The sequence below is a fragment of the Acidovorax sp. genome, assembly GCF_046339755.1.
Lineage (GTDB): Bacteria > Pseudomonadota > Gammaproteobacteria > Burkholderiales > Burkholderiaceae_C > Acidovorax.
Window position 1 is genome coordinate 1 of record NZ_JBKDTZ010000012.1, and the last position, 19,355, is coordinate 19,355.

General features: G+C 62.4%; 17 protein-coding genes and 2 pseudogenes. 11 read left to right on the forward strand and 8 right to left on the reverse strand.

Annotated features, from left to right (window positions below):
• Positions 1-133: 133 nt before the first annotated feature.
• Positions 134-340, reverse strand: a pseudogene (locus tag ACK59X_RS00995) (MBL fold metallo-hydrolase); the annotation flags it as partial.
• 124 nt (positions 341-464) lie between these two features.
• On the opposite strand from ACK59X_RS00995, the gene ACK59X_RS01000 reads away from it, so the two are divergent.
• The 4 genes from ACK59X_RS01000 to ACK59X_RS01015 are packed head-to-tail and all read left to right on the forward strand — an operon-like array spanning position 465 to position 2,373.
• Positions 465-806 carry an ArsR/SmtB family transcription factor gene (locus ACK59X_RS01000; protein ID WP_409954588.1) on the forward strand — a complete coding sequence of 114 codons (342 nt, stop codon included), beginning with the start codon at positions 465-467 and terminating at the stop codon, positions 804-806.
• Positions 796-1,239 carry a YeeE/YedE family protein gene (locus ACK59X_RS01005; protein ID WP_409954589.1) on the forward strand — a complete coding sequence of 148 codons (444 nt, stop codon included), beginning with the start codon at positions 796-798 and terminating at the stop codon, positions 1,237-1,239. Before ACK59X_RS01000 ends, ACK59X_RS01005 begins: the two co-directional genes overlap by 11 nt.
• Before the next feature lie 18 nt (positions 1,240-1,257).
• On the forward strand, positions 1,258-1,704 hold the full coding sequence (locus ACK59X_RS01010; protein WP_409954590.1) for a DUF6691 family protein: 447 nt from the start codon (positions 1,258-1,260) through the stop codon (positions 1,702-1,704).
• Positions 1,705-1,719: 15 nt separating this feature from the next.
• Positions 1,720-2,373: a DUF599 domain-containing protein gene (locus ACK59X_RS01015; protein ID WP_409954591.1), complete on the forward strand. Its 654-nt coding sequence runs from the start codon at positions 1,720-1,722 to the stop codon at positions 2,371-2,373.
• A gap of 410 nt (positions 2,374-2,783) precedes the next feature.
• On the opposite strand, the gene ACK59X_RS01020 is transcribed toward ACK59X_RS01015, so the two are convergent.
• A complete protein-coding gene (locus tag ACK59X_RS01020; protein WP_409954592.1) occupies positions 2,784-3,398 on the reverse strand; it encodes a cation transporter in 615 nt (204 codons plus the stop codon).
• 33 nt (positions 3,399-3,431) lie between these two features.
• Complete coding sequence (locus tag ACK59X_RS01025) at positions 3,432-5,603, reverse strand: protein-disulfide reductase DsbD family protein (protein ID WP_409954593.1); 2,172 nt, start codon at positions 5,601-5,603, stop codon at positions 3,432-3,434.
• A gap of 212 nt (positions 5,604-5,815) precedes the next feature.
• On the opposite strand from ACK59X_RS01025, the gene ACK59X_RS01030 reads away from it, so the two are divergent.
• Complete coding sequence (locus tag ACK59X_RS01030) at positions 5,816-7,051, forward strand: sterol desaturase family protein (protein WP_409954594.1); 1,236 nt, start codon at positions 5,816-5,818, stop codon at positions 7,049-7,051.
• Positions 7,048-7,896, forward strand: a complete 849-nt coding sequence (gene nadE, locus ACK59X_RS01035; RefSeq protein WP_409954617.1) for an ammonia-dependent NAD(+) synthetase — start codon at positions 7,048-7,050, stop codon at positions 7,894-7,896. Before ACK59X_RS01030 ends, nadE begins: the two co-directional genes overlap by 4 nt.
• Before the next feature lie 2 nt (positions 7,897-7,898).
• On the opposite strand, the gene cadR is transcribed toward nadE, so the two are convergent.
• Positions 7,899-8,297 carry a Cd(II)/Pb(II)-responsive transcriptional regulator gene (gene cadR, locus ACK59X_RS01040; RefSeq protein WP_116005329.1) on the reverse strand — a complete coding sequence of 133 codons (399 nt, stop codon included), beginning with the start codon at positions 8,295-8,297 and terminating at the stop codon, positions 7,899-7,901.
• A gap of 94 nt (positions 8,298-8,391) precedes the next feature.
• Here cadR and ACK59X_RS01045 point away from each other — a divergent pair.
• The 5 genes and pseudogenes from ACK59X_RS01045 to ACK59X_RS01065 all read left to right on the forward strand — a co-directional run bounded on the left by ACK59X_RS01045 (position 8,392) and on the right by ACK59X_RS01065 (position 13,828).
• Positions 8,392-11,304, forward strand: a pseudogene (locus ACK59X_RS01045) (heavy metal translocating P-type ATPase).
• A 6-nt stretch (positions 11,305-11,310) separates the two neighbouring features.
• The gene (locus ACK59X_RS01050) at positions 11,311-11,934 is read left to right on the forward strand and encodes a phosphatase PAP2 family protein (RefSeq protein ID WP_409954595.1); all 624 of its coding nucleotides are present in this window, start codon (positions 11,311-11,313) and stop codon (positions 11,932-11,934) included.
• 175 nt (positions 11,935-12,109) lie between these two features.
• A complete protein-coding gene (lspA, locus tag ACK59X_RS01055) occupies positions 12,110-12,607 on the forward strand; it encodes a signal peptidase II (RefSeq protein WP_116005326.1) in 498 nt (165 codons plus the stop codon).
• A 223-nt stretch (positions 12,608-12,830) separates the two neighbouring features.
• Positions 12,831-13,202, forward strand: a complete 372-nt coding sequence (locus tag ACK59X_RS01060; RefSeq protein WP_409954596.1) for a hypothetical protein — start codon at positions 12,831-12,833, stop codon at positions 13,200-13,202.
• 98 nt (positions 13,203-13,300) lie between these two features.
• On the forward strand, positions 13,301-13,828 hold the full coding sequence (locus ACK59X_RS01065; RefSeq protein WP_409954597.1) for a DUF4148 domain-containing protein: 528 nt from the start codon (positions 13,301-13,303) through the stop codon (positions 13,826-13,828).
• A 139-nt stretch (positions 13,829-13,967) separates the two neighbouring features.
• On the opposite strand, the gene ACK59X_RS01070 is transcribed toward ACK59X_RS01065, so the two are convergent.
• The 4 genes from ACK59X_RS01070 to ACK59X_RS01085 all read right to left on the reverse strand — a co-directional run bounded on the left by ACK59X_RS01070 (position 13,968) and on the right by ACK59X_RS01085 (position 19,351).
• Entirely contained in the window at positions 13,968-14,282 is a 315-nt protein-coding gene (locus ACK59X_RS01070) for a hypothetical protein (protein ID WP_116701318.1), read from the reverse strand.
• Between the two features lie 80 nt (positions 14,283-14,362).
• Entirely contained in the window at positions 14,363-15,295 is a 933-nt protein-coding gene (locus tag ACK59X_RS01075) for a cation diffusion facilitator family transporter (protein WP_116005322.1), read from the reverse strand.
• Positions 15,296-15,724: 429 nt separating this feature from the next.
• Positions 15,725-16,105 carry a hypothetical protein gene (locus ACK59X_RS01080; RefSeq protein WP_116005321.1) on the reverse strand — a complete coding sequence of 127 codons (381 nt, stop codon included), beginning with the start codon at positions 16,103-16,105 and terminating at the stop codon, positions 15,725-15,727.
• A 60-nt stretch (positions 16,106-16,165) separates the two neighbouring features.
• Complete coding sequence (locus ACK59X_RS01085) at positions 16,166-19,351, reverse strand: CusA/CzcA family heavy metal efflux RND transporter (RefSeq protein ID WP_409954598.1); 3,186 nt, start codon at positions 19,349-19,351, stop codon at positions 16,166-16,168.
• Positions 19,352-19,355: the final 4 nt, after the last annotated feature.

A 19,355-nucleotide genomic window follows, 5' to 3' on the forward strand; every position in this document is an offset into this window, starting at 1 on the left:
GACCACGGTTTGACGCCACGAATCGCAGATTTGAAAGTGAACAGGAAAGTCAATGAAATCAACGATCTACCAACACCACCTCCGCGCCAGTGCTAGCTTTTCGTACCGTCACTTATTGCACTGAAAACGAGGAGACCCCGAGTTGCTGCGCGCGCACGAAGTCGGCCACCTTGCCGGCCGAAGCGGTGCGCGTGCGGCCGGCCTTGGGGTCGTAGTCGAGCACCGGGTCGACGATGGCGCAATGCCCGCCCGGATGGTCAAACACCACGTAGGTCACCGTCCAGGTGGCGGGGTCGAAGAAGGCTTGAACCTGGGGTTGTGCGGTGGCTGGCGGTTGCATGGGGCGTGTCCTCGCGTCATCACTTAATATTCTTATAGTTTATTGACAGATATTTTGTCCGTCAATAAACTATCGACCAGGACATTGATCCACCTCACCGCAACCCGCAACCAATGGAGCCCCCATGCAGGCCGAAGCCACGACCCCCATGGACCTGGAAAGCCTGCGCCGCTCAGCGGATAGCGCTTGCCGGCTGATGAAGGCGCTCTCCAACCCCGACCGGCTGCTGCTGCTGTGCCAGCTCACCGAAGGAGAAAAGCGCGTGGGCGAGCTGGAGGCGCTGGTGGGCATCGCCCAGCCCACGCTGTCGCAGCAACTGGGCGTGCTGCGTGACGAAGGGCTGGTGACCACCCGCCGCGACGGCAAGCACATCTACTACCAGATCGCCAGCCCCCAGGCGCTGGCCGTCATGCAGACCCTGTTCGAACAATTCTGTGCACCCAAGGAGGCACCCCATGCAGTTTGACTGGAACCATTTCACCCCCTGGGCCGCGCTGGCAGGCGGCCTCATCCTGGGCCTAGCGGCTGCCGCCTTCGTGCTGCTGCATGGCCGCATCCTGGGCATCAGCGGCATCCTGGGCGGTCTACTGCACCCAAAGCAGGGAAAGGACGGCAAGGATGTTGCGTGGCGCGTCGCCTTCGTGCTGGGCATGCTGGCCGCCCCTCTGCTCTACCGCATGGCGGTGGGCGCGAGCGAAGTGCGAATCGACGCCACCTGGGGCATGGTGGTGCTGGCCGGGCTGCTGGTGGGCTTGGGCACGCGCTATGGCTCGGGCTGCACCAGCGGCCACGGGGTGTGCGGCCTGTCGCGCATGTCGCCGCGCTCGCTGGTGGCCACGCTGGCCTTCATGGGCGCGGGCTTTGCCACCGTCTACCTCATCCGCCACGTACTGGCCTGATTACAGAAGGACCGATCCATGAAGCTGCAACGCATTTCTGAATTCGGCATCGGCCTGGTCTTTGGTCTGGGCCTCATCATCTCGGGCATGACTGATCCGGCCAAGGTGCTCGGCTTTCTCGACCTGGCCGGCCTTTGGGACCCGTCGCTCGCCTTCGTGATGGGTGGTGCCATCCTGGTGGCCGTGTTCGCCTTCGCCGTGGCGCGCAAGCGCAGCACCAGCGTGCTGGGCGGTGCCATGCAGTTGCCCACCGCACGCCACATCGACCGGCGCCTGGTGCTGGGCAGCCTGCTGTTCGGTGTGGGCTGGGGCATGGCAGGCTTCTGCCCCGGGCCGGCCATCGTCTCGCTGGGCGCAGGCGAGCCTAAGGCCGTGGTGTTCGTGCTGGCCATGCTGGCGGGCATGGGCGCCTTTGAATGGCTGGAGACGCGCAAGCGGGCGCGCAGCGCACCCCAGGCGGCTTGAACGAGCGTGGACGCCGTGACCACCAGCCCCTGGCTCGCCGCCATTGCCACCCTGGGCACCATTGCCGCATACGAGGGCTGGCTGGTCTTGGCCCAGCCGCGCACCCCGGGGCGGCTGGCACGCACGGCCCACGCCTCGTTGCGTGAGGACTGGTTTGCCGCCGTTTCGGCGCAGCCAGGCTCCGAGATCCTGGCCGTGCAGACGCTGCGCAACTCGCTGATGTCGGCAACCATGACGGCGTCCACCGCGGTGCTGGGCCTCATGGGAGCGCTGTCGCTCACCGCCCCCACGCTGCACGCCACGCTGGGCGAGGCCTCCGCGGGCACGGCCGACTGGCCGCATGTCACGCCCCGGCTGGCCATGGAGCTGGTGCTGCTGTGCCTGTTGTTTGCGTCGCTCGTGGCATCGGTGATGGCCGTGCGCTATTACAACCATGCGGGCTTCATCGGCGGCATGCCTGTGGGCGCTCCCCAGCGCCAGCGCTGGGCCGCCGCCGGCAGCGCCTATGTGCGCAAGGCCGGCCTACTCTACAGCTGGGGCCTGCGGCAGCTGATGCTGCTGGTGCCGGTGGTGGCATTTTTGCTGCACCCGCTGGCGGGCGTGGCGGGGGCGCAGCTGGTGGTCATCGCTCTCATTCAGTTTGATCGATATACGATTGAGGACAAGTAGGCGCCTGTAGCCTCTGGGGTTGGTGACGATCCGAGTCCCTCGCACCTGGTAGTCCAGGCTGTTATGGATGTGTCCATGGATCCACGTGCTGGCTTTTCCCATCAGCGCTCCCAGGTCGCTGGAGTAGCAAGGTGACAGCGGGTGGCCTTCAAACTCCAGCGGGATGGATCGCGGATGCGGTGCATGGTGGGTGACTACCACCGTGTTTTCCGTATCGCCCAGGCCCAGTTGCTCCTTCAGCCACTGCCGGCTCGCATCGTGCCGGCGCGCAGCCATCGCCGGAGACAGTCGGTGTTTGCGTTGCTGCCAGTACATCTTGCGGCCAGTCCTAGGGGCGCTCTGGCTACCCTTGGTCGCCTTCGACACGGAAACAGGCGCTTCACCGTGTTAGTGCGCCAGGAAAGCCGTAACTACTGCTGCTCGGCTTCCGATGCTTCACGCAGTATTTCGCGCCCCCCGTTTGCTGCAATGGCAGCTACGACAACGCCCAGCAGCAAGTCCGGAATATTCGATCCCAGCCACATGACGAGCGCCCCGGAAAGCACAATGGCGCCGTTGACGATGGAGTCGTTGTTCGTGAAGATCGCCGACGCCTTGAAGTTCACGTCCTCACCGCGATGGCGGCCTAGCAGCCTCAAGCACACCAAATTCAAAGCCGCGTTCAGCGCAGCTATCGCCATCATTGCTGGCCCCACAGGTTCCTCCCCCCCAGCGAAGCGGCGAAGAACCTCCACCAACAACAGCACGGCGAGGCCAATGAGCAAGTAGCCCGATAAGCGCGCTGCGCGCACTTTGACCATGGCCGCCCGCCCGACGGCGTACAAGCTGACCGCATAGACCGACGCGTCGGCCAAGTTGTCCAGTCCGGCGCCCATCAGTGCGGTGGAGGCAGCCCATATGCCAAGACCGATGCCAGCGGCGGACTGCCCCAGGTTTATCATCAACACGGCCCGCAAGATTTTGCGATCGGCCGCGTTGGTCGCGTCCAAACCACCGAGTTCGTCGCCTTCGAGGTGTTCAGCCATGCTTGTCCCTTTAAAGTCCGCACATCTTGAAGTCTATAGTGGCTGGAGGGTCAAGCACTGGCGCCACATAGCTAGTGCGACACTCGCGGGACTTTCGGCGAGGACGCAAAGGGCAACATCTGAGAGCGCCGCACGCAGGTCGTACGCGCTCAATATCTCGGAGAGAACTAGCGCAGGGGCGTTGCTGGTGTAAAGCACGTACAGGGGTACGCCGCTGCGCCCGAGTTCGCCCAGCGAAGCTGTAATCGCCGGGTCGCGCAGCGTCCAGTCGGCGCGCAACAGTGCCACGTCCTTGGCTGCGAAGTCGGCCAGCGCCTCCGGGTTCTGCAGCACGGTCTTTTTGTTGTACTGGCATGTGACGCACCATGCCGCAGTGAAGTCGACAAACACCGGACGGCCGCTGGCCAGTAACTGCTCCACCCGGTCAGGCGCCCAAGTCTGCCAGGCGCCATCGTTCACTGCCGCGGCCTGCTGCGGTCGCACTGTGCCAATCTGGCCTGCGAGCAGCCAGGCGAATCCGGCCGTCCACGCGACGGCGATCAAACCAACGATCACGCGCGTGCGACCCGTCAAACTCAGGCTCCAGGCAAGCATGCTGGTGGCAACCAAGACTGCCAGCAGGGCGCTGGTCGCATCGATCCCGCTTTGCTGCCCCAACACCCATAACAGCCATACCACTGCCGCGAACATCGGGAAGGCCATCAGTTTGCGGAAGGCCAACATCCACTCACCGGGGCAAGGCAGCAATTTTGCAAAGGCCGGGATCCAGCTGGCGACAAGATACGGCAGCGCCATGCCGGCGCCGAGCATCGCAAAGAACAAGAGGGCTTGAACGGCGGGCAATCCAACAGCGAACCCCAGCGCGGCACCCATAAAAGGTGCCGTGCAGGGGGACGCCACCACAACTGCCAGCACGCCAGACAGATAGGCGTTCACCGCCGGATGGCGGCTGCGCAGCGAAGCTGACCGGGTCGGGATGAACTGGCGGACCTCGAACACGCCAGCCAAGTTCAGCCCGATCAGTGTGAACAACACGGCTAGCGCGGCGACCACGCCGGGTACCTGTAACGGGAACCCCCAGCCGAGCTGCTGTCCCGCTCCGCGCAGCGCGACGATGATCAGTCCCAGCGCCACAAACGACACCACGACCCCGGCAGAGTACGCCACTCCGTCGATGCGCCTGGCCCGCTGGTTCTCGGCATGCGTGAAGCCGACCATCTTCATCGCCAGGACCGGGAAGACGCAAGGCATCAGGTTCAGGATCAGCCCGCCGAAAAATGCGCCCAGCACGGCGGCCAGGAATGTCAGCCCGGCGTCCGACTCGGCCGCGGCCATGTTGCTGCGCAGCGCTTCTTGCAGGGCCGGCGAAACAGCGACCGGCGCGGCGGACGCAGGCCAAGCACCTTGCACCCTAGCGCCAATGCTCAAGCCCTCGTTTCCCTGTGTCAGCACGATCGGCATCACGTCGGGACTCTGGATGCGGTGCGGCGAAAGCGGAACCTGCGCGGTCCATGTCCCGCCGTCCCAAGCTTGACTCCATTGTGCGGAAGTTTCGATCACTTCCGGTGTCTCGGGAAAGAACTCCAATGATTTGCCCCGCAGGTGCGAGGGCAAACCGATGACACGACGGAGCAAGGTCTCTCCATCGACCGTGGCGGTAGCGTGCCCCTCCAACGCTTGGGGTTGGCTTGCCCAGCTCGCCTGGAAGACGGATCCATGAAGGGCCATCGCACTCTTGGCGGGAATCTCCAGCAAAAACTCACCTTCCTCAGGGATGCACTCCCTTCGGCACACCAACCATTGCGCCTTTAGCTTCACTTCAAGCGCGTTGCCCAGAAGCGAGGGCTTGAATTCCGACGAGATGTTCAAGGGTACCGGCAACAGCACGGCGTGCTCGTAGCCGTAGTTGATCAACGTGCCGACCGGATACTTGCGAGGGATTGGCCACCTGATCTCATCTGCCAGCACCCCTGCGGGTAGTTTCCATTCGAGCTTGGTAGGAAGTCCGGAGTCACCGGGGTTTTTCCAGTAGGAGTGCCACTCCGGCTGATGCGTGAGTTGCAGGCCGACCCAAACCGGCTTGCCCGGCTCCAGGCCCTCGGGTGCATGGGCCAGCAACTCGGCGCGCGTGCGCTCTGTCACCACTACGCTATTGCCGCCATGCTGCGCCGACGCCGTGCCGCCCCACAGAAGGGACAGCAGCATGAGGTAAGCAGCGAGGCTCGTAGGTGGCTTTAACATGTAGCGGCAATGCATTTGTAGAGCGCACGATGCACGCCATCGGACGGGACTATAGGTGCATAGTTGGCGCGGATCGGCGCCGGCCCGGGTCTGCCGGGGGTTTCTGATCGGGCTGCTTGACTCTACTGCAGCTAGAGGGTTTCCAATTCTTTCCTGACCCTTTGTGAGGAGAGATGATGAGTACGAAAGAAATCCACTTCCTGGCGGCGGTCATCCGGTATGGCAGCTATCCGTTGATCTTGGGCGCCACCGCGCTGGTGCTCTTCGGCGGGCTCGCTGGCGGCTGGCCGTATTTCCCCACGGTGCCGCTGACGGTGGCTGCCGCCCTCGCTTGCGTCGCGCTGCTGGAGCGGCGGCTGCCCTTTCACACGGCATGGGCTCGCGACCACCGGGACACCATTTGCGACGCGATCCACGCTGGGGTCAACCTCGTCGTGCTCCTCGCCGTCCACGGCGTTATTGCTGCGCTGGCGCCGCTGTGGTCAGCAGGCATGTGGTGGCCGGATCAGTGGCCGCTGTGGGCGCAAGCCGTTGCCGTCGGTGCAGTACTCGATTTCAGCCTTTACAGCATCCATTGGCTGAGCCACCGCGTAGCTTGGCTCTGGCGGTTTCACGCGATCCATCACAGCTCGGAACGCCTTTACTGGCTCAACGGCGAGCGCCGGCACCCCCTGCATGCGGGGATGATGGCTGCACCCGGCTTGCTCGCCGTGGTGGTGATGGGAGCACCAGCATTGGCTGTCGGAGCATGGCTCGGCCTGCTGGCCGTACACCTGGCCTTTCAGCACTCCAATTTGGACTATCGGGTCGGGGCGCTGCGCTTAGTGATCGGTGCCGCCGAGGTCCACCGCTGGCACCACAAACGAGGGTACGAGGACGCCCAAGTCAATTATGGCGAGTTCTGGATGCTCTGGGACCACCTCTTCGGCACATTCTTGCTCCCCAAGCACAAGTTGGGCGCAACTGAAGTGGGCCTGAAGGAAACGGACTTCCCGATGAATTACGGCGCTCAACTGGTCTACCCTTTTCGCGGCAGGCCAATTGCGCAAGGCACCTGCACTAGGGACTATGGGCTCGCCCGCGCCGCGTTCCTGCGTGAAAAGGCTCTCTCATCTACGCGCGAAGCAGCCGGCGACCGGCTCGCGGCATGGCGTGCGCTTGAGTTGGGCCATATCATTTCCCAGCCGTATCTTGGCCTGCACCTTCGTAGTCATGCAGCAATGCTCGGTCTGGCCTGGAGGACTCACTTTTGTTCGGAGGTACTGGCCCAAGTCGTTCGTCTCGCACTGGCGCCTTTGGGCCATGCCCTCGGCCAAACCCCACCGCAGAACGTCGGCACCGGGCGATTTGGCGTGATGGACTGTGGCACATGGCCAGCAGAGCTTGATCCCGTTACCTTCAAGCGTCGATAGGAGCGCCGGCCATGACGGAAGATCAAAATCGCATTGCTGCCGAACTGCGCATTGATCCGCGCTTCGATGTGTCTGCAGAGATCACCAGGCGCACGCAGTTCCTCATGGACTACGCGCGCCGCGCCGGCGCAGGATCTTTTGTGCTGGGGATTAGCGGGGGGGTGGACTCGAGCGTCGCCGGGCGCCTGTGCCAGCTCGCGGCGGAGCAGTTACGCTCCTCGGGGATGCCAGTCCGCTTCATCGCGATGCGGCTGCCATATGGTGTGCAGGCCGACCATGCAGACGCCCAGCGCGCGTTGACCTTCATCGATCCGGATGAGACGCTAGCGATAGATATCAAGCCGGCAGCTGACGCAATGCTCGCGCAGCTGAAGGTCGGAGGCCTAACATTCAATGACCAGTGGCAGGCAGATTTCGTACTCGGCAACATCAAGGCGCGCCAGCGCATGATCGCCCAGTACGCTGTTGCAGGCGCTACTGGCGGGCTGGTGGTCGGTACTGACCACGCCGCTGAAGCGGTGATGGGCTTCTTCACCAAGTTTGGCGACGGGGGGTTCGACCTGAGTCCGTTGGGCGGTCTCACAAAGCGTCGCGTTCGATCAATGGCCTTGGCACTTGGAGGAGACGAGAAGCTAGCGTACAAAGTTCCCACTGCCGATTTAGAAACCATGCGGCCACTTCGCTCCGATGAGGCAGTGCTGGGCGTTAGTTACGACGCGATTGACGACTTTCTGGAATGCAGGGAGATCGCCCCGGCCAGTGCTGAGGCTATCCTGCAAACCTACCGCCGCACGGCCCACAAACGGGCGCTACCTGCCGTCCCGGCTTACCAGCGCGCGGCTTGAGTTCAGGCTGGTTCGGCCAAGCCGTTGAGAATGCCGCACTCGCGCGCCGTGCGGGCGGTGCAACAGGAGCGCCGCAGATCCGTCAGCTCGCGCTCAAGCTCCCTCAACTCCTTGATCTTGGCCCGCACCTGGGCGATATGGGAGTCCACCAGCGAATTCACCTCACTGCAATCGAGCTCAGGCCGATCCCGAAAACTCAACAATTGCCGGATCTCCCCCAAAGTCATGTCCTTGGCACGGCAGCGGCGGATGAAAAGCAAGCGTCGCAAATGGGCATCGTCATACAACCTGAAATTGCCTTCGCTGCGCGCAGGCTCTAGCAGCAAGCCCTCGGATTCGTAAAAGCGCACCGTCTGCACCAGGCAGTCCGCCCTTTTGGCCAGTTCACCGATCCGTAGCATGGTTGTCCTCCGTAAAGCTTGACTCTATACCAACTAGAGATTTTTTAATTAAGGCATGCGGGGAAATCCTCTGCCAACGAACAGTGAACTATTTATGAACAATGATATTTCCAATTCATGTGGATGCTCGGGCGGCAGTGGCCAACCGGCGAACTGCGCCGGAGAACAAGCCAGCACTGAGAGCACTGTTTTCCATGTAAGCAACATGGACTGCCGCAACGAGGAAGCGCTGGTGCGGCGTACGTTGGAGGGCATGACCGGCGTCGAGCGGCTGGAATTCGATCTCCCACAGCGCAAGCTGACCGTTTCGCACAGGTTGGTCACGGTCGAGAATCTGGAGCAAGCGCTGCACTCCGTGGGAATGAAGGCTAAGGCTCTCCGAGATGCCTCGGTGCTGACCACCTACCGCATCGAAAACATGGACTGTCCGAACGAGGAGAAACTCATCCGCTCGCACCTGGGCACGGTTGAGGGGGTCCAGGACCTGGGTTTTAACTTGGCTGAACGCACCTTGTCGGTGAAGCACCTCGCCGAGGCACGCGCGCAAATGGAGCAGGTCCTGGATTCCATTGGCATGCGTGCGCAAGAAAAGCCCGCCAGTCTCGCGAGGCCGGCGGCAACCGAGCCAATGGTCGAGTCCTCGATACAAAAGCCACTGCCGACCGTCCCGATTTCGGAGACGCCTGCCGGAGAGCGCGTGACGTACCGGATTGAGAACATGGATTGCCCAACGGAGGAAGCGTTGATCCGCAACCGCCTGAGCAAGGAGCCAGGCGTGACTGCCCTGGACTTCAACCTGATGCAACGGGTGCTGGGTGTGCAGCATACGCTGACCTCCACGCAGTCGATCGAGAAGGCGCTCGTTTCCATAGGCATGAAGGCCGAGCGGCAGGACCTGCAAACAGTCACTACACGGCTGCGCATCGCCAAGATGGACTGCCCGACGGAGGAAAGCCTGATCCGCGGCAAGCTGCAAGGCCTGCCGGGTGTGCAAGGCCTGGATTTCAACCTGATGCAGCGTACGCTCACAGTCCAGCACTCGCCTGACGCGATCCAGCCAGCCATCGAAGCCATCGAGTCCCTGGGCATGGAAACCGAGGTGCAGAAGACCGACGAGCCGCGCGATCCCCTGGTTCCAGCGCACAAGACTAGCTGGTTGCCGATGGCCGTATCCGGCATTGCGGCAGTGCTCGCTGAAGGCGTCTACTGGGTCAACGATGGGAACCATTGGGCCGTGATCGTGCTGGCCCTGGTCTCGATCTTCACTGGCGGCCTAAGCACCTACAAGAAGGGGTGGATCGCCCTGAAAAACCACAACCTGAACATGAACGCCCTGATGTCAATTGCGGTCACGGGCGGCATGGTGATCGGCCACTGGCCCGAGGCGGCCATGGTCATGTTCCTCTTTGCGCTGGCCGAGGTAATCGAGGCAAAGTCGCTGGACCGCGCGCGCAATGCGATTCGCTGACTGATGGACCTGGCACCAGAGACAGCAATCGTGAGGCAGGCTGACGGCTCGTGGGCAGAACTGCCAGCCAAGCAGATCGCCAAGGGCACGGTGGTCCGGGTGCGTCCAGGCGAGCGCATTGCGCTGGATGGTCTCATCACCTCAGGCCGCTCGGCCATCAATCAGGCCCCCATCACGGGTGAGAGCCTCCCCGTCGAGAAGGCGGAAGGCGACCAGGTGTTCGCGGGCACCATCAACGAGACCGGCTCCTTCGAGTACCAAGTGACCGCTGGCGCAAGCGACTCGACGCTTGCGCGCATCATCCATGCGGTTGAGTCGGCGCAGGGCAGCCGCGCGCCCACGCAGCGCTTCGTCGACCAATTCGCGCGGATCTACACCCCGGCAGTGTTCGTGGTGGCCGTGCTTGTCGCGGTCGTTCCACCGCTAGGCTTTGGCGGCGAGTGGTTCGACTGGATCTACAAGGCGCTGGTGCTGCTGGTGATCGCGTGCCCCTGCGCGCTGGTGATCTCAACCCCCGTCACGATCGTCAGCGGTCTCGCCGCAGCCGCCAGGCGCGGCATCCTTATCAAGGGTGGCGTGTATCTGGAGGGCGGGCGCAAACTCAAGGCCTTGGCGCTGGACAAGACCGGCACGCTCACCCATGGCAAGCCCGAGCAGACCGACTTCCTGCCGCTGATCGGCGATGCCCAGCAGGTAGCCGCCTGGGCTGCTAGCCTTGCTACGCGTTCAGACCATCCGGTGTCCCAAGCCATTGCCCGCAAGGCAAACCGGGACGGCGTCTCGCTGCACGAAGTCGACGACTTCTCGGCCCTGCCGGGGCGCGGCGTGCGTGGACGCATTGACGGCCGAATGCTGCAGATGGGCAATCACCGTCTCGCAAATGAGCTCGGCCTCAGCGAGGTTGCTTTGCAATCGCAGCTTCAAGGCCTTGAGCGCCAAGGCAAGACAGCCATCCTGCTGATGAATGAGAGCACCGTGCTCGGCATCTTCGCTGTCGCCGACACGGTGAAGGAAACCAGCCGTGAAGCCGTGGCCGACCTGCAAGCGCTCGGCGTGCGCACGCTGATGCTAACCGGGGACAATCAGTACACAGCTGACGCCATCGCGGCCCAGGTCGGGATCTCTGAAGCCCGTGGCGACCAATTGCCCGAAGACAAGCTCAAGACCATCGAGAGCCTTATCGGCGGTGAGGGCCAAGTCGGGATGGTGGGCGACGGCATCAACGATTCGCCGGCGCTCGCGCGTTCCGACATTGGCTTCGCCATGGGTGCGGCCGGTACCGACACTGCCATAGAAACGGCAGACGTCGCTCTGATGGACGACGACCTGCGCAAGATCCCGACGTTCATCCGCCTGTCGCGCACGACCGCCTCGATACTGACGCAGAACATCGTGCTGGCGTTGGGCATCAAGGCGGTCTTCCTCGCGCTGACGTTCACGGGCCATGCAACGATGTGGATGGCAGTGTTCGCGGACATGGGAGCCAGCATGCTCGTCGTCTTCAACGGCCTGCGCCTGCTCAAACTCAAGACGGCCTGACGCCTCATGCTGGCGCCTGACGACTTGACGCAGTGGACAAGACACTGGCTGTATGAATGGGGCGGCGCCAACATGGATCTCTTCCTGTCCATCCAACGTGCCCTGCCAAACGACTGGATCTTGTTGCCCGAGATCTTGAGCGTAGTCGGCAGCTTCTGGGGCGCGCCGGGCGTAGTGGCACTGATGCTGGTTTGGCAGCGAATGCGTGGCCGGGAAGGATCAATTCCATTCGACGTGACGTTGTACAGATTTGCGCTTGGACTGGCGCTTGGATTCATTGGCGCAGCCATTTTCAAGGCGGTCTTCGCGCTGCCGCGTCCGTTCGTGCTCTTGGGCGATGCAGTCTACCGGGCCCACTCTGCACCTGACAGCCGATACACCATGCCCAGCGGCCACTCGGTCTACGCCGGGGTCCTAGCGGCAGCACTTTGGCCTGCGCTGGGCTTGGCGGGCAGGATTGGCTTGCTGTTGTTCGCAGCCGCAGTCGGGTGGTCGCGTATCGTACTGGGCGCGCATTTTCCGATGGACGTGATCGCAGGCCTTGTGTTGGGCGGGGCGTGCGCTGCGGCTGCGCACCCTTGGGCTCGGCGCTTGGCACGAAGTCTGCCGATCACAGGACCGAGATGGTAGATGACGCTTTTACTGGGCGCCGTCGGAGTCTGGCAGTGCTGCGCAAATGTGGCCGATCTGGTTCGCTTCGAACTTATCCTCCCTTTGGCGCTACCAGCACCAGCGAAGATAGCATCAGCCCCCCTCTCGCTCCTGCGATAGCTGTGCGTGAAGCCTTCAACCCAAGTTAACTTATATGAATCTCCCGCCGAAAAGAATGCAGTGGTATGCACTCGCAATCATTGTGTTTCTCGCCGATCAGGCTGCCAAGAGCTATATCGACGCGAGGACCCCATCAGGATGGTCGCATGAGGTCACTTCATTCTTCAATTTGGTTCATGTCCTCAATCCCGGCGCGGCGTTCAGTTTCCTCGCCGGCGCTGGTGGCTGGCAGCGGTGGTTCTTTCTCGCGATTGCCCTCGCGGTGTCAGCTTGGCTAGCGTTGCAGCTGTACAGCCCACTGCGGAAACTGGAAGGGCTTTCTTACAGTCTCATCCTTGGCGGCGCAGTGGGCAACGCATTCGACCGGGCGGTGCGGGGTCAAGTCATTGACTATCTGGACTTTCACCTGCGCGGATGGCACTGGCCTGCCTTCAATATCGCAGACATGGCCATCGTGGGGGGAGCAATGGCTCTGGTGCTTCTCTCGCTGATGAGCGGGGAACGTCCTGCCGCAGCGAAAGAGCCACGGTAAACCACGCGCGCCATGGATGGTTTATTCATGCTTGCCTCGGTCCCTCCACCAAGAAGGGGGCGCGAATCAAACCTCTCCCCAATTTTTTAAGTGTGTCCTTTCAAAACTGTAATGCTGCGGTCAGCGCCACGCGGGCGGCAGATTTCTAACCTTGTCTCCGTGGTGCAAAAAAGGTTGCATCTCCTGAATTCCCAAACGGGAGTTCAGTGCTCAAGGAGACCCCATGAAAGTTCGTTTCGCCCTCATCGCACTCGGCTTGGCGACCGCCGCTACGGCCTCCCTCGCTTCGACCGTGTATCACACCAGCCCTACCCAGGAAGAAGGTGTCACTTTCGTGCCATCCCACCTGGGCAACGCTGTCAGCCGAGAAGACGTACAAAAGAACGTGCTCGTTGCCCAGCAAGATGGCTCATTGCACTGGATCAGCCGTGGCTACCCCGCCACCTATCCGCTGGTCAAAGCGCCCGTGTCAACGAAGAGCCGGCAGCAAGTTCTCGATGAACTGCAAGCGGCTCAAAAGCGCCCCGCCACTGCGAATGGGGTGCGCGACCTGGGCGGCGAGATCGGCTGGGTCGAAGCCCACCAAGCTCCATGAGTTGCTGAGGGCCTTCGGGCCTGGCACACGCCGTTCATTCCACCCTGCCTATCCAAGGCACCATTTTTCGCTTCCAAGCATTGACCTCAAGGACCAATATGAAACTCAAGACCACCCTCATCATTTTCGCGCTGAGCGCAGCCCCTGCATTCGCTTTCGATGCCAGCCATGGTGTCCAGTCCAAGACCCGCGAGGAGGTCAAAGCCGAGCTATCGCAAGCCCTGCGCAGCGGCGACATCATGGCCGGCGGGGAAATCGGCGCCAAAGTCAGTGAGCTCAGCGCCGGTGGCTACCAGTTGAAGACCCCGGTGCTGGGCAAGACCCGGGACCAGGTGCGGGCGGAACTGGAGCAGGCCGTTCGCAGCGGTGACATGCTTGCCGCCGGGGAATCCGGATCACGGCTCAATGAACTGCAGCCCAACCTGTATCCGTCCAAGATGGCGCAAGCCGGCAAGACACGCGAGCAGGTCAAGGAGGAACTGGCAGAGGCCATCCACACCGGGGACCTGATGGCCGCTGGCGAGGACGGCCGCAAGCTCAATGAAATCTACCCTGGCCAATACCACCAGCACCACGCGGGCTCGACGGCCGCGCACTCGGGCCACTCCAATGGTCGCGATCTCTGAACATCAGATCCTGAGCCCAGTCGCGCTGGGCTGGCCCACCCTCACGCTCCTTGCTGGTGGGCCCCAGCGCCGTTCACTCGTGCACGCCGGGCGCGACCGGTTAGGTATCTGAATCGACCCACTGGAGCTGGCCTGCGCTCTAATTCATCTCGCGTTTGACGAGGGCCGCCGAGCAATCCCAAACCTTGACGTAGACCGGCTCTCCAGCAACCACGGCTACATCTGCAGGCAGACGCGCAACGGTCCAGCGCGACCGACCCACCTCTCTCCACTGGACAATGGCGAACCGCTCTTGCGCACGATCTAACTGATCGGTCTTGCACCGGCGCTTGTAGAACGCCAGGTCCTGAGCAGTGGCTTCAATCCTGCTGATTTTTCCCACGCGCCAACCCTCCGCCCACGGCAGCGAGTTTTCATACACGGGGGTGGCGCAGCCGGCGGCGAGCAAGGCCACGACACACAGCGCTGGCAGGCGCAACCTGTTTGCGCAGCCCTGTGCAAAGCAGGAACCGAGGGTGGTCGTCCGAGCGGGATTCACACGGGTGCTTTCCAGTGATCCGCACCAGCATTCGAAGCGCTGGCCGCAGCCGTACCGCAGGCTTGGGTTTCCAACTGGATGGTGGTGTGGGTGATCTCGAATTGCTTCGCCAGCATCTGGTTGACGGCGTGCAGCATGGTGGCAGGGTCTGCCGCTTGCGGGTTGTAGACGACGTGAGCGCTCAGACTGGTCTTGGCGCTGCTGACCGCCCAGACATGCAGCTCATGCACAGACGCCACCCCTGGCAGGTCCAGAAGCGCACGCTTGAGCTGAGGCAGATCGATGCCTTCGGGGACGCCTTCGAGCAGGATGTTGAGCGTCTCTTTCAGGAGGATCCAGGTGCGCGGCAGCACCCACAAGCCGATGGCCACGGCAATGACGGTGTCGACCCAGTTCCACCCTGTGAACAGAATGACCAGCGCTCCCACGATGACACCAATCGAGCCGAGCAGGTCGCTCCAGACTTCAAGGTAGGCTCCTTTGACATTGAGGCTGGAATCCTTGCCTGAGGACAGAAGGCGCATGCTCACGAGGTTGACGATCGTGCCCAGTACAGCGATCACCAGCACCCCTGTGGTCTGAACTGCCGGCGGGTTGCTCCAGCGTTGCCACGCCTCATAGAGGATGTACGCCGCAACACCGAACAGGAGCAAGGCATTGAACGCGGCGGCCAGGATCTCAAATCGGTGGTAGCCAAAGGTGCGCCGGTCGTCGACAGCCCGGCGCCCGACCCGAATGGCCGCCAGCGCAATGGCCAACGCCGCCACGTCGGTGAACATGTGTGCGGCATCGGACAGCAGAGCCAGGCTGTTGAGCATGACGCCACCAATGACCTCTGCCAGCATGAAGCCGCCGGTGAGCATCAGCGCGTAGCGCAATGCGTTTTCGTTTCCCGCCGCTGGCAAGGCGTGGTCGGAACCTTTTCCCATGGTCTGTCTCCTCAGATTCAGTCTGGTGATGTCATCGACCGCGTTCAGTCCGCGGTCCTCGTCCGGCCTTGGCGCTCAATGACGTCGCCGATGCCGAGGCTTGCCCGTGGTTCGGCACTTCAAGCGCGTTATTTGCCGGTCCCTCAGTCTCTTGGCCAGTCTCCGGCTGTACTTGGTTCGAACGTCCATCGGGGGATGACGCTTGAGCCACATGTGCCGCAGCCGCCAGAACACAAACACAGAGACCAACAAGCTGATCCAGATCCAGAACAGCTTGGCGAAAAGCCCACCCTGGGCCGCCTGCATTGACATGGATCGCTCCTGTTTGCCTCTAAGGGCAAGGACATGCACAGCGCCGAGGGGCGGTCCGGACCCGCCACTGCGGGGTCGTTCGCATGGACTTGAGCGATGCTTCGGGCGGCGTTGGTGTTACTTCAGCGTGAAGCGGACCGAGGCGACCGACTTGCCGGCCTTCGAGACGGCGACCACGGCTTTGGTACCAGCGGGGACCTTGAAGCTACCCGCGGCTTCCAACTTGCCCTCACCGGCTTGGAGTTGAACCTCCTGCTTCTCGCTGCCGGCCAGCAGGGTGACCTTGGCGGTCATCCCCGCCACGGCAACGGGTTTTCCGTGGTCGCGCATGTAGAGCTGCAGCTTGTCGGCACTGGCGACGAATTCGTACTCGACGTCCTTGGCTTCCGCCACAGCACCACCGTGCATCGGTTTGACGTCGTGGCCGTGGTTGTCAGCCGCGATGGCTGCGCCAGAGATCGATACCGTGAGGGCGAGAATGAGGTGGGAGAGTTTCATGGCAGTTCCTTTGGGGTTGGAGAAAAGGGAAGGTCCCGCGATCAGCGGGACCGTCTTCGACTACACAGGCTTCGGTGCGTCCGGGTGGGAGGGCTCGGCAGACACGTCCTCGGCTTCTTCATCGGTCCTGTGGGCCAGCCGGTAAAGAATCGGCAGCACGAGCAGCGTGAGCAGCGTGGATGAAAGAATTCCACCGATCACCACAGTGGCCAGAGGACGCTGGACTTCCGCGCCGGTGCCTGTGGCGATGGCCATGGGAATGAAGCCCAGCGAGGCCACCAGGGCGGTCATCAGTACCGGGCGTAACCGAGTCAGGGCGCCATCCCGGATCGCTTCATCCAGGCCGACGCCGCCTTCCCTCAGGCTGCGGATGTAGGAAATCATCACCAGTCCGTTGAGCACCGCCACCCCGGACAGCGCAATAAAGCCAACGGCTGCGGAGATGGACATCGGGATGTCCCGAAGCCACAGGGCCAGAATGCCCCCTGTCAATGCGAATGGGATGCCGGTGAAGACCAGCAGACCATCCTTGGCATTGCCGAACATCGCGAACAGCAGCACGAAGACCAGCAGCAAGGAGACCGGCACAACGATCTGCAGGCGCTTGGTAGCCGACTGCAGGTTCTCAAAGGTGCCACCCCAGCTCGTCCAGTAGCCGGTGGGGATCTTGATCTGCGCCAGACCTTGCTCCGCCTCTGCCACGAAGGAGCCCACATCGCGCCCGCGCACGTTCGTGCTCACGACGATGCGGCGCTTGCCGTTTTCTCGGCTGACCTGGTTGGGGCCGGGTGCCAGCTCGAACGTTGCGACCTCACCCAGCGGGATGAAGTTCGTCTTGGCTTCCGTTGCACCGGCAGAGCGCGGCAGCGGTATGGGTAGCCGCTTCATGCCTTCCAGGTCGTTGCGAAGCGTCTCAGGCAGGCGAACGAGGATATCGAACCGGCGGTCTCCCTCGAACATGGTGCCGGCCTCACGACCACCAATGGCTGTGGCCACGGTGTCCTGGATGTCGGCAACGTTCAACCCGTAGCGCGCTGCCTTCTGGCGGTCAATGTTCACCGTGAGCATCGGAAGGCCCGTCGTCTGCTCGACCTTCACCTCAGAGGAGCCCTGGATCTTTTGCAGCATGGCGGAGACTTCTCCCGCGGACTTGTTCAACACGTCCATGTCGTCACCGAAGATCTTTACGGCCACGTCGCTGCGCACCCCTGAGATCAGCTCGTTGAAGCGCAGCTGAATGGGCTGGGAGAACTCGTAGTTGTTGCCGGGGATCTTGCCAATGACTTCCTGGATCGCCGCGAGCAACTCATCACGGGTCTTTCGAGGCTCGGGCCATTCATCCATCGGCTTGAGCATGATGTACCCGTCTGAAATGTTCGGCGGCATGGGGTCCGAAGCAATCTCCGCAGTACCGGTTCTGGCGAAGATGCGCTCGATTTCGGGGAACTTCGCTTTCAGCGTCTTTTCGATCTGCTGCTGCATCGCCACCGACTGGGAAAGGCTGGTGCCCGGAATGCGCAGTGCCTGGATCGCGAAGTCGCCTTCATTGAGGTTGGGTACAAACTCGCTGCCCATGCGGGTCGCGATCAATCCGCACAGGACCACGGCAACCGCGGCAATGGTGAGAACCAGCGTTTTGGCGCCCATCACGCGATCAAGCATGGGGCCGTACAGGCGCTTGGCATGGCCCAGCAAAAAGTTCTCCTTCTCGCTGACCCGATTGCCGATGAAGAGGGCCACAGCTGCCGGGATGAAGGTCACCGACAGGATCATCGCGCCCACCAAAGCGGCAACCACCGTGAAGGCCATGGGGTGGAACATCTTCCCTTCCACGCCCGTCAGCGCGAAGATGGGCAGGTACACCACCATGATGATGAGCTGTCCGAACAGCAATGGGCGGCGTGACTCCTGAGATGCCAGGAACACTTCATGAAAGCGCTCGGCCCGCGTCAACGGCCGGCCGTGGTGCGCCTGCGCATGGGCGAGCCGCCGCACGCAGTTCTCCACGATCACCACAGCGCCGTCAATGATGATGCCGAAGTCCAGGGCCCCCAGGCTCATCAGGTTGGCACTCACCTTGTAGTGGACCATCCCGGTGAACGTGAAGAGCATCGACAAGGGGATGACCATTGCCGTGATGACTGCGGCCCGGATATTGCCCAGAAAGAGGAACAGGATCACGATCACCAGTACCGCGCCTTCCAGCAGGTTCTTCTTGACGGTATTGATGGCCTTGTCGACAAGCACGGTGCGGTCATAGACCGTCACCGCGTGCACGCCCTCTGGGAGGCTCTTGTTGACCTCCAGCATCTTCTTGTCCACTGCCTGCGAGACGGTCCGGCTGTTTTCTCCGATCAGCATGAACACCGTGCCAAGAACCACCTCGCGCCCGTTGTCGGTTGCGGCACCCGTTCGCAGTTCCCGGCCAATGCCCACCTCGGCCACGTCACGCACGCGCACAGGAACACCGTTGGCACTGCTGAGGATCACGTTGCCGATGTCCTCCAGCGACTTGACCTGTCCAGGGGCGCGAATCAGGTACTGCTCGCCGCGCTTTTCGATATAGCCCGCGCCCACATTGCCGTTGTTGCGGTCCAGTGCCGTGACGACGTCTTGCAGCGTCACGCCCAGCGAGGCCAGTCGTTCCGGGATGGGGGCGATCTGGTACTCCTTGGCAAAGCCGCCAATGGAGTTGATTTCGGTCACGCCAGGAACGTTTCGCAGCTGCGGCTTGATGATCCAGTCCTGGATCTCGCGCAGGTCGGTCGGGGTGTAGGGACTGCCATCGGGCTTCTTGGCCCCATCCTTGGTTTCGACGGTCCACAGATAGATCTCGCCCAAGCCGGTCGAGATGGGCCCCAGGGCTGGCGTGATGCCGGCGGGCAGCCGGTCTCTGGCTTCCTGGATGCGCTCATTGACCAACTGGCGCGCGAAATAGATGTCGGTTCCGTCTTTGAAGATGACGGTCACTTGCGACAGTCCGTACCGTGACAGCGACCTGGTCTGCTCCAGGTTCGGCAGGCCGGCCATGACTGTCTCGATGGGATACGTGACCCGCTGCTCGGTCTCCAGAGGCGAATAGCCGGCGGCCTGGGTGTTGATCTGAACCTGGACGTTGGTGATGTCGGGGACCGCGTCGATGGGCAGCTTCTGGTAGCTGAAGACGCCCAGCGCCGCCATGCCCAGGGCCGCCAGCAGCACCAGCCATCGCTGCTCGATCGAGAATCGGATGAGTTTTTCAAACATGTAT

Excerpts from the sequence above, each read along its gene's own strand:
- ACK59X_RS01000 (WP_409954588.1), top strand. The coding sequence starts at position 465 with ATGCAGGCCGAAGCCACGACCCCCATGGACCTGGAAAGCCTGCGCCGC.
- ACK59X_RS01005 (WP_409954589.1), top strand. The coding sequence starts at position 796 with ATGCAGTTTGACTGGAACCATTTCACCCCCTGGGCCGCGCTGGCAGGC.
- ACK59X_RS01010 (WP_409954590.1), top strand. The coding sequence starts at position 1,258 with ATGAAGCTGCAACGCATTTCTGAATTCGGCATCGGCCTGGTCTTTGGT.
- ACK59X_RS01020 (WP_409954592.1), bottom strand. The coding sequence starts at position 3,398 with ATGGCTGAACACCTCGAAGGCGACGAACTCGGTGGTTTGGACGCGACC.
- ACK59X_RS01025 (WP_409954593.1), bottom strand. The coding sequence starts at position 5,603 with ATGCTGCTGTCCCTTCTGTGGGGCGGCACGGCGTCGGCGCAGCATGGC.
- ACK59X_RS01030 (WP_409954594.1), top strand. The coding sequence starts at position 5,816 with ATGAGTACGAAAGAAATCCACTTCCTGGCGGCGGTCATCCGGTATGGC.
- cadR (WP_116005329.1), bottom strand. The coding sequence starts at position 8,297 with ATGCTACGGATCGGTGAACTGGCCAAAAGGGCGGACTGCCTGGTGCAG.
- ACK59X_RS01050 (WP_409954595.1), top strand. The coding sequence starts at position 11,311 with ATGCTGGCGCCTGACGACTTGACGCAGTGGACAAGACACTGGCTGTAT.
- lspA (WP_116005326.1), top strand. The coding sequence starts at position 12,110 with ATGAATCTCCCGCCGAAAAGAATGCAGTGGTATGCACTCGCAATCATT.
- ACK59X_RS01060 (WP_409954596.1), top strand. The coding sequence starts at position 12,831 with ATGAAAGTTCGTTTCGCCCTCATCGCACTCGGCTTGGCGACCGCCGCT.
- ACK59X_RS01065 (WP_409954597.1), top strand. The coding sequence starts at position 13,301 with ATGAAACTCAAGACCACCCTCATCATTTTCGCGCTGAGCGCAGCCCCT.
- ACK59X_RS01075 (WP_116005322.1), bottom strand. The coding sequence starts at position 15,295 with ATGGGAAAAGGTTCCGACCACGCCTTGCCAGCGGCGGGAAACGAAAAC.
- ACK59X_RS01080 (WP_116005321.1), bottom strand. The coding sequence starts at position 16,105 with ATGAAACTCTCCCACCTCATTCTCGCCCTCACGGTATCGATCTCTGGC.
- ACK59X_RS01085 (WP_409954598.1), bottom strand. The coding sequence starts at position 19,351 with ATGTTTGAAAAACTCATCCGATTCTCGATCGAGCAGCGATGGCTGGTG.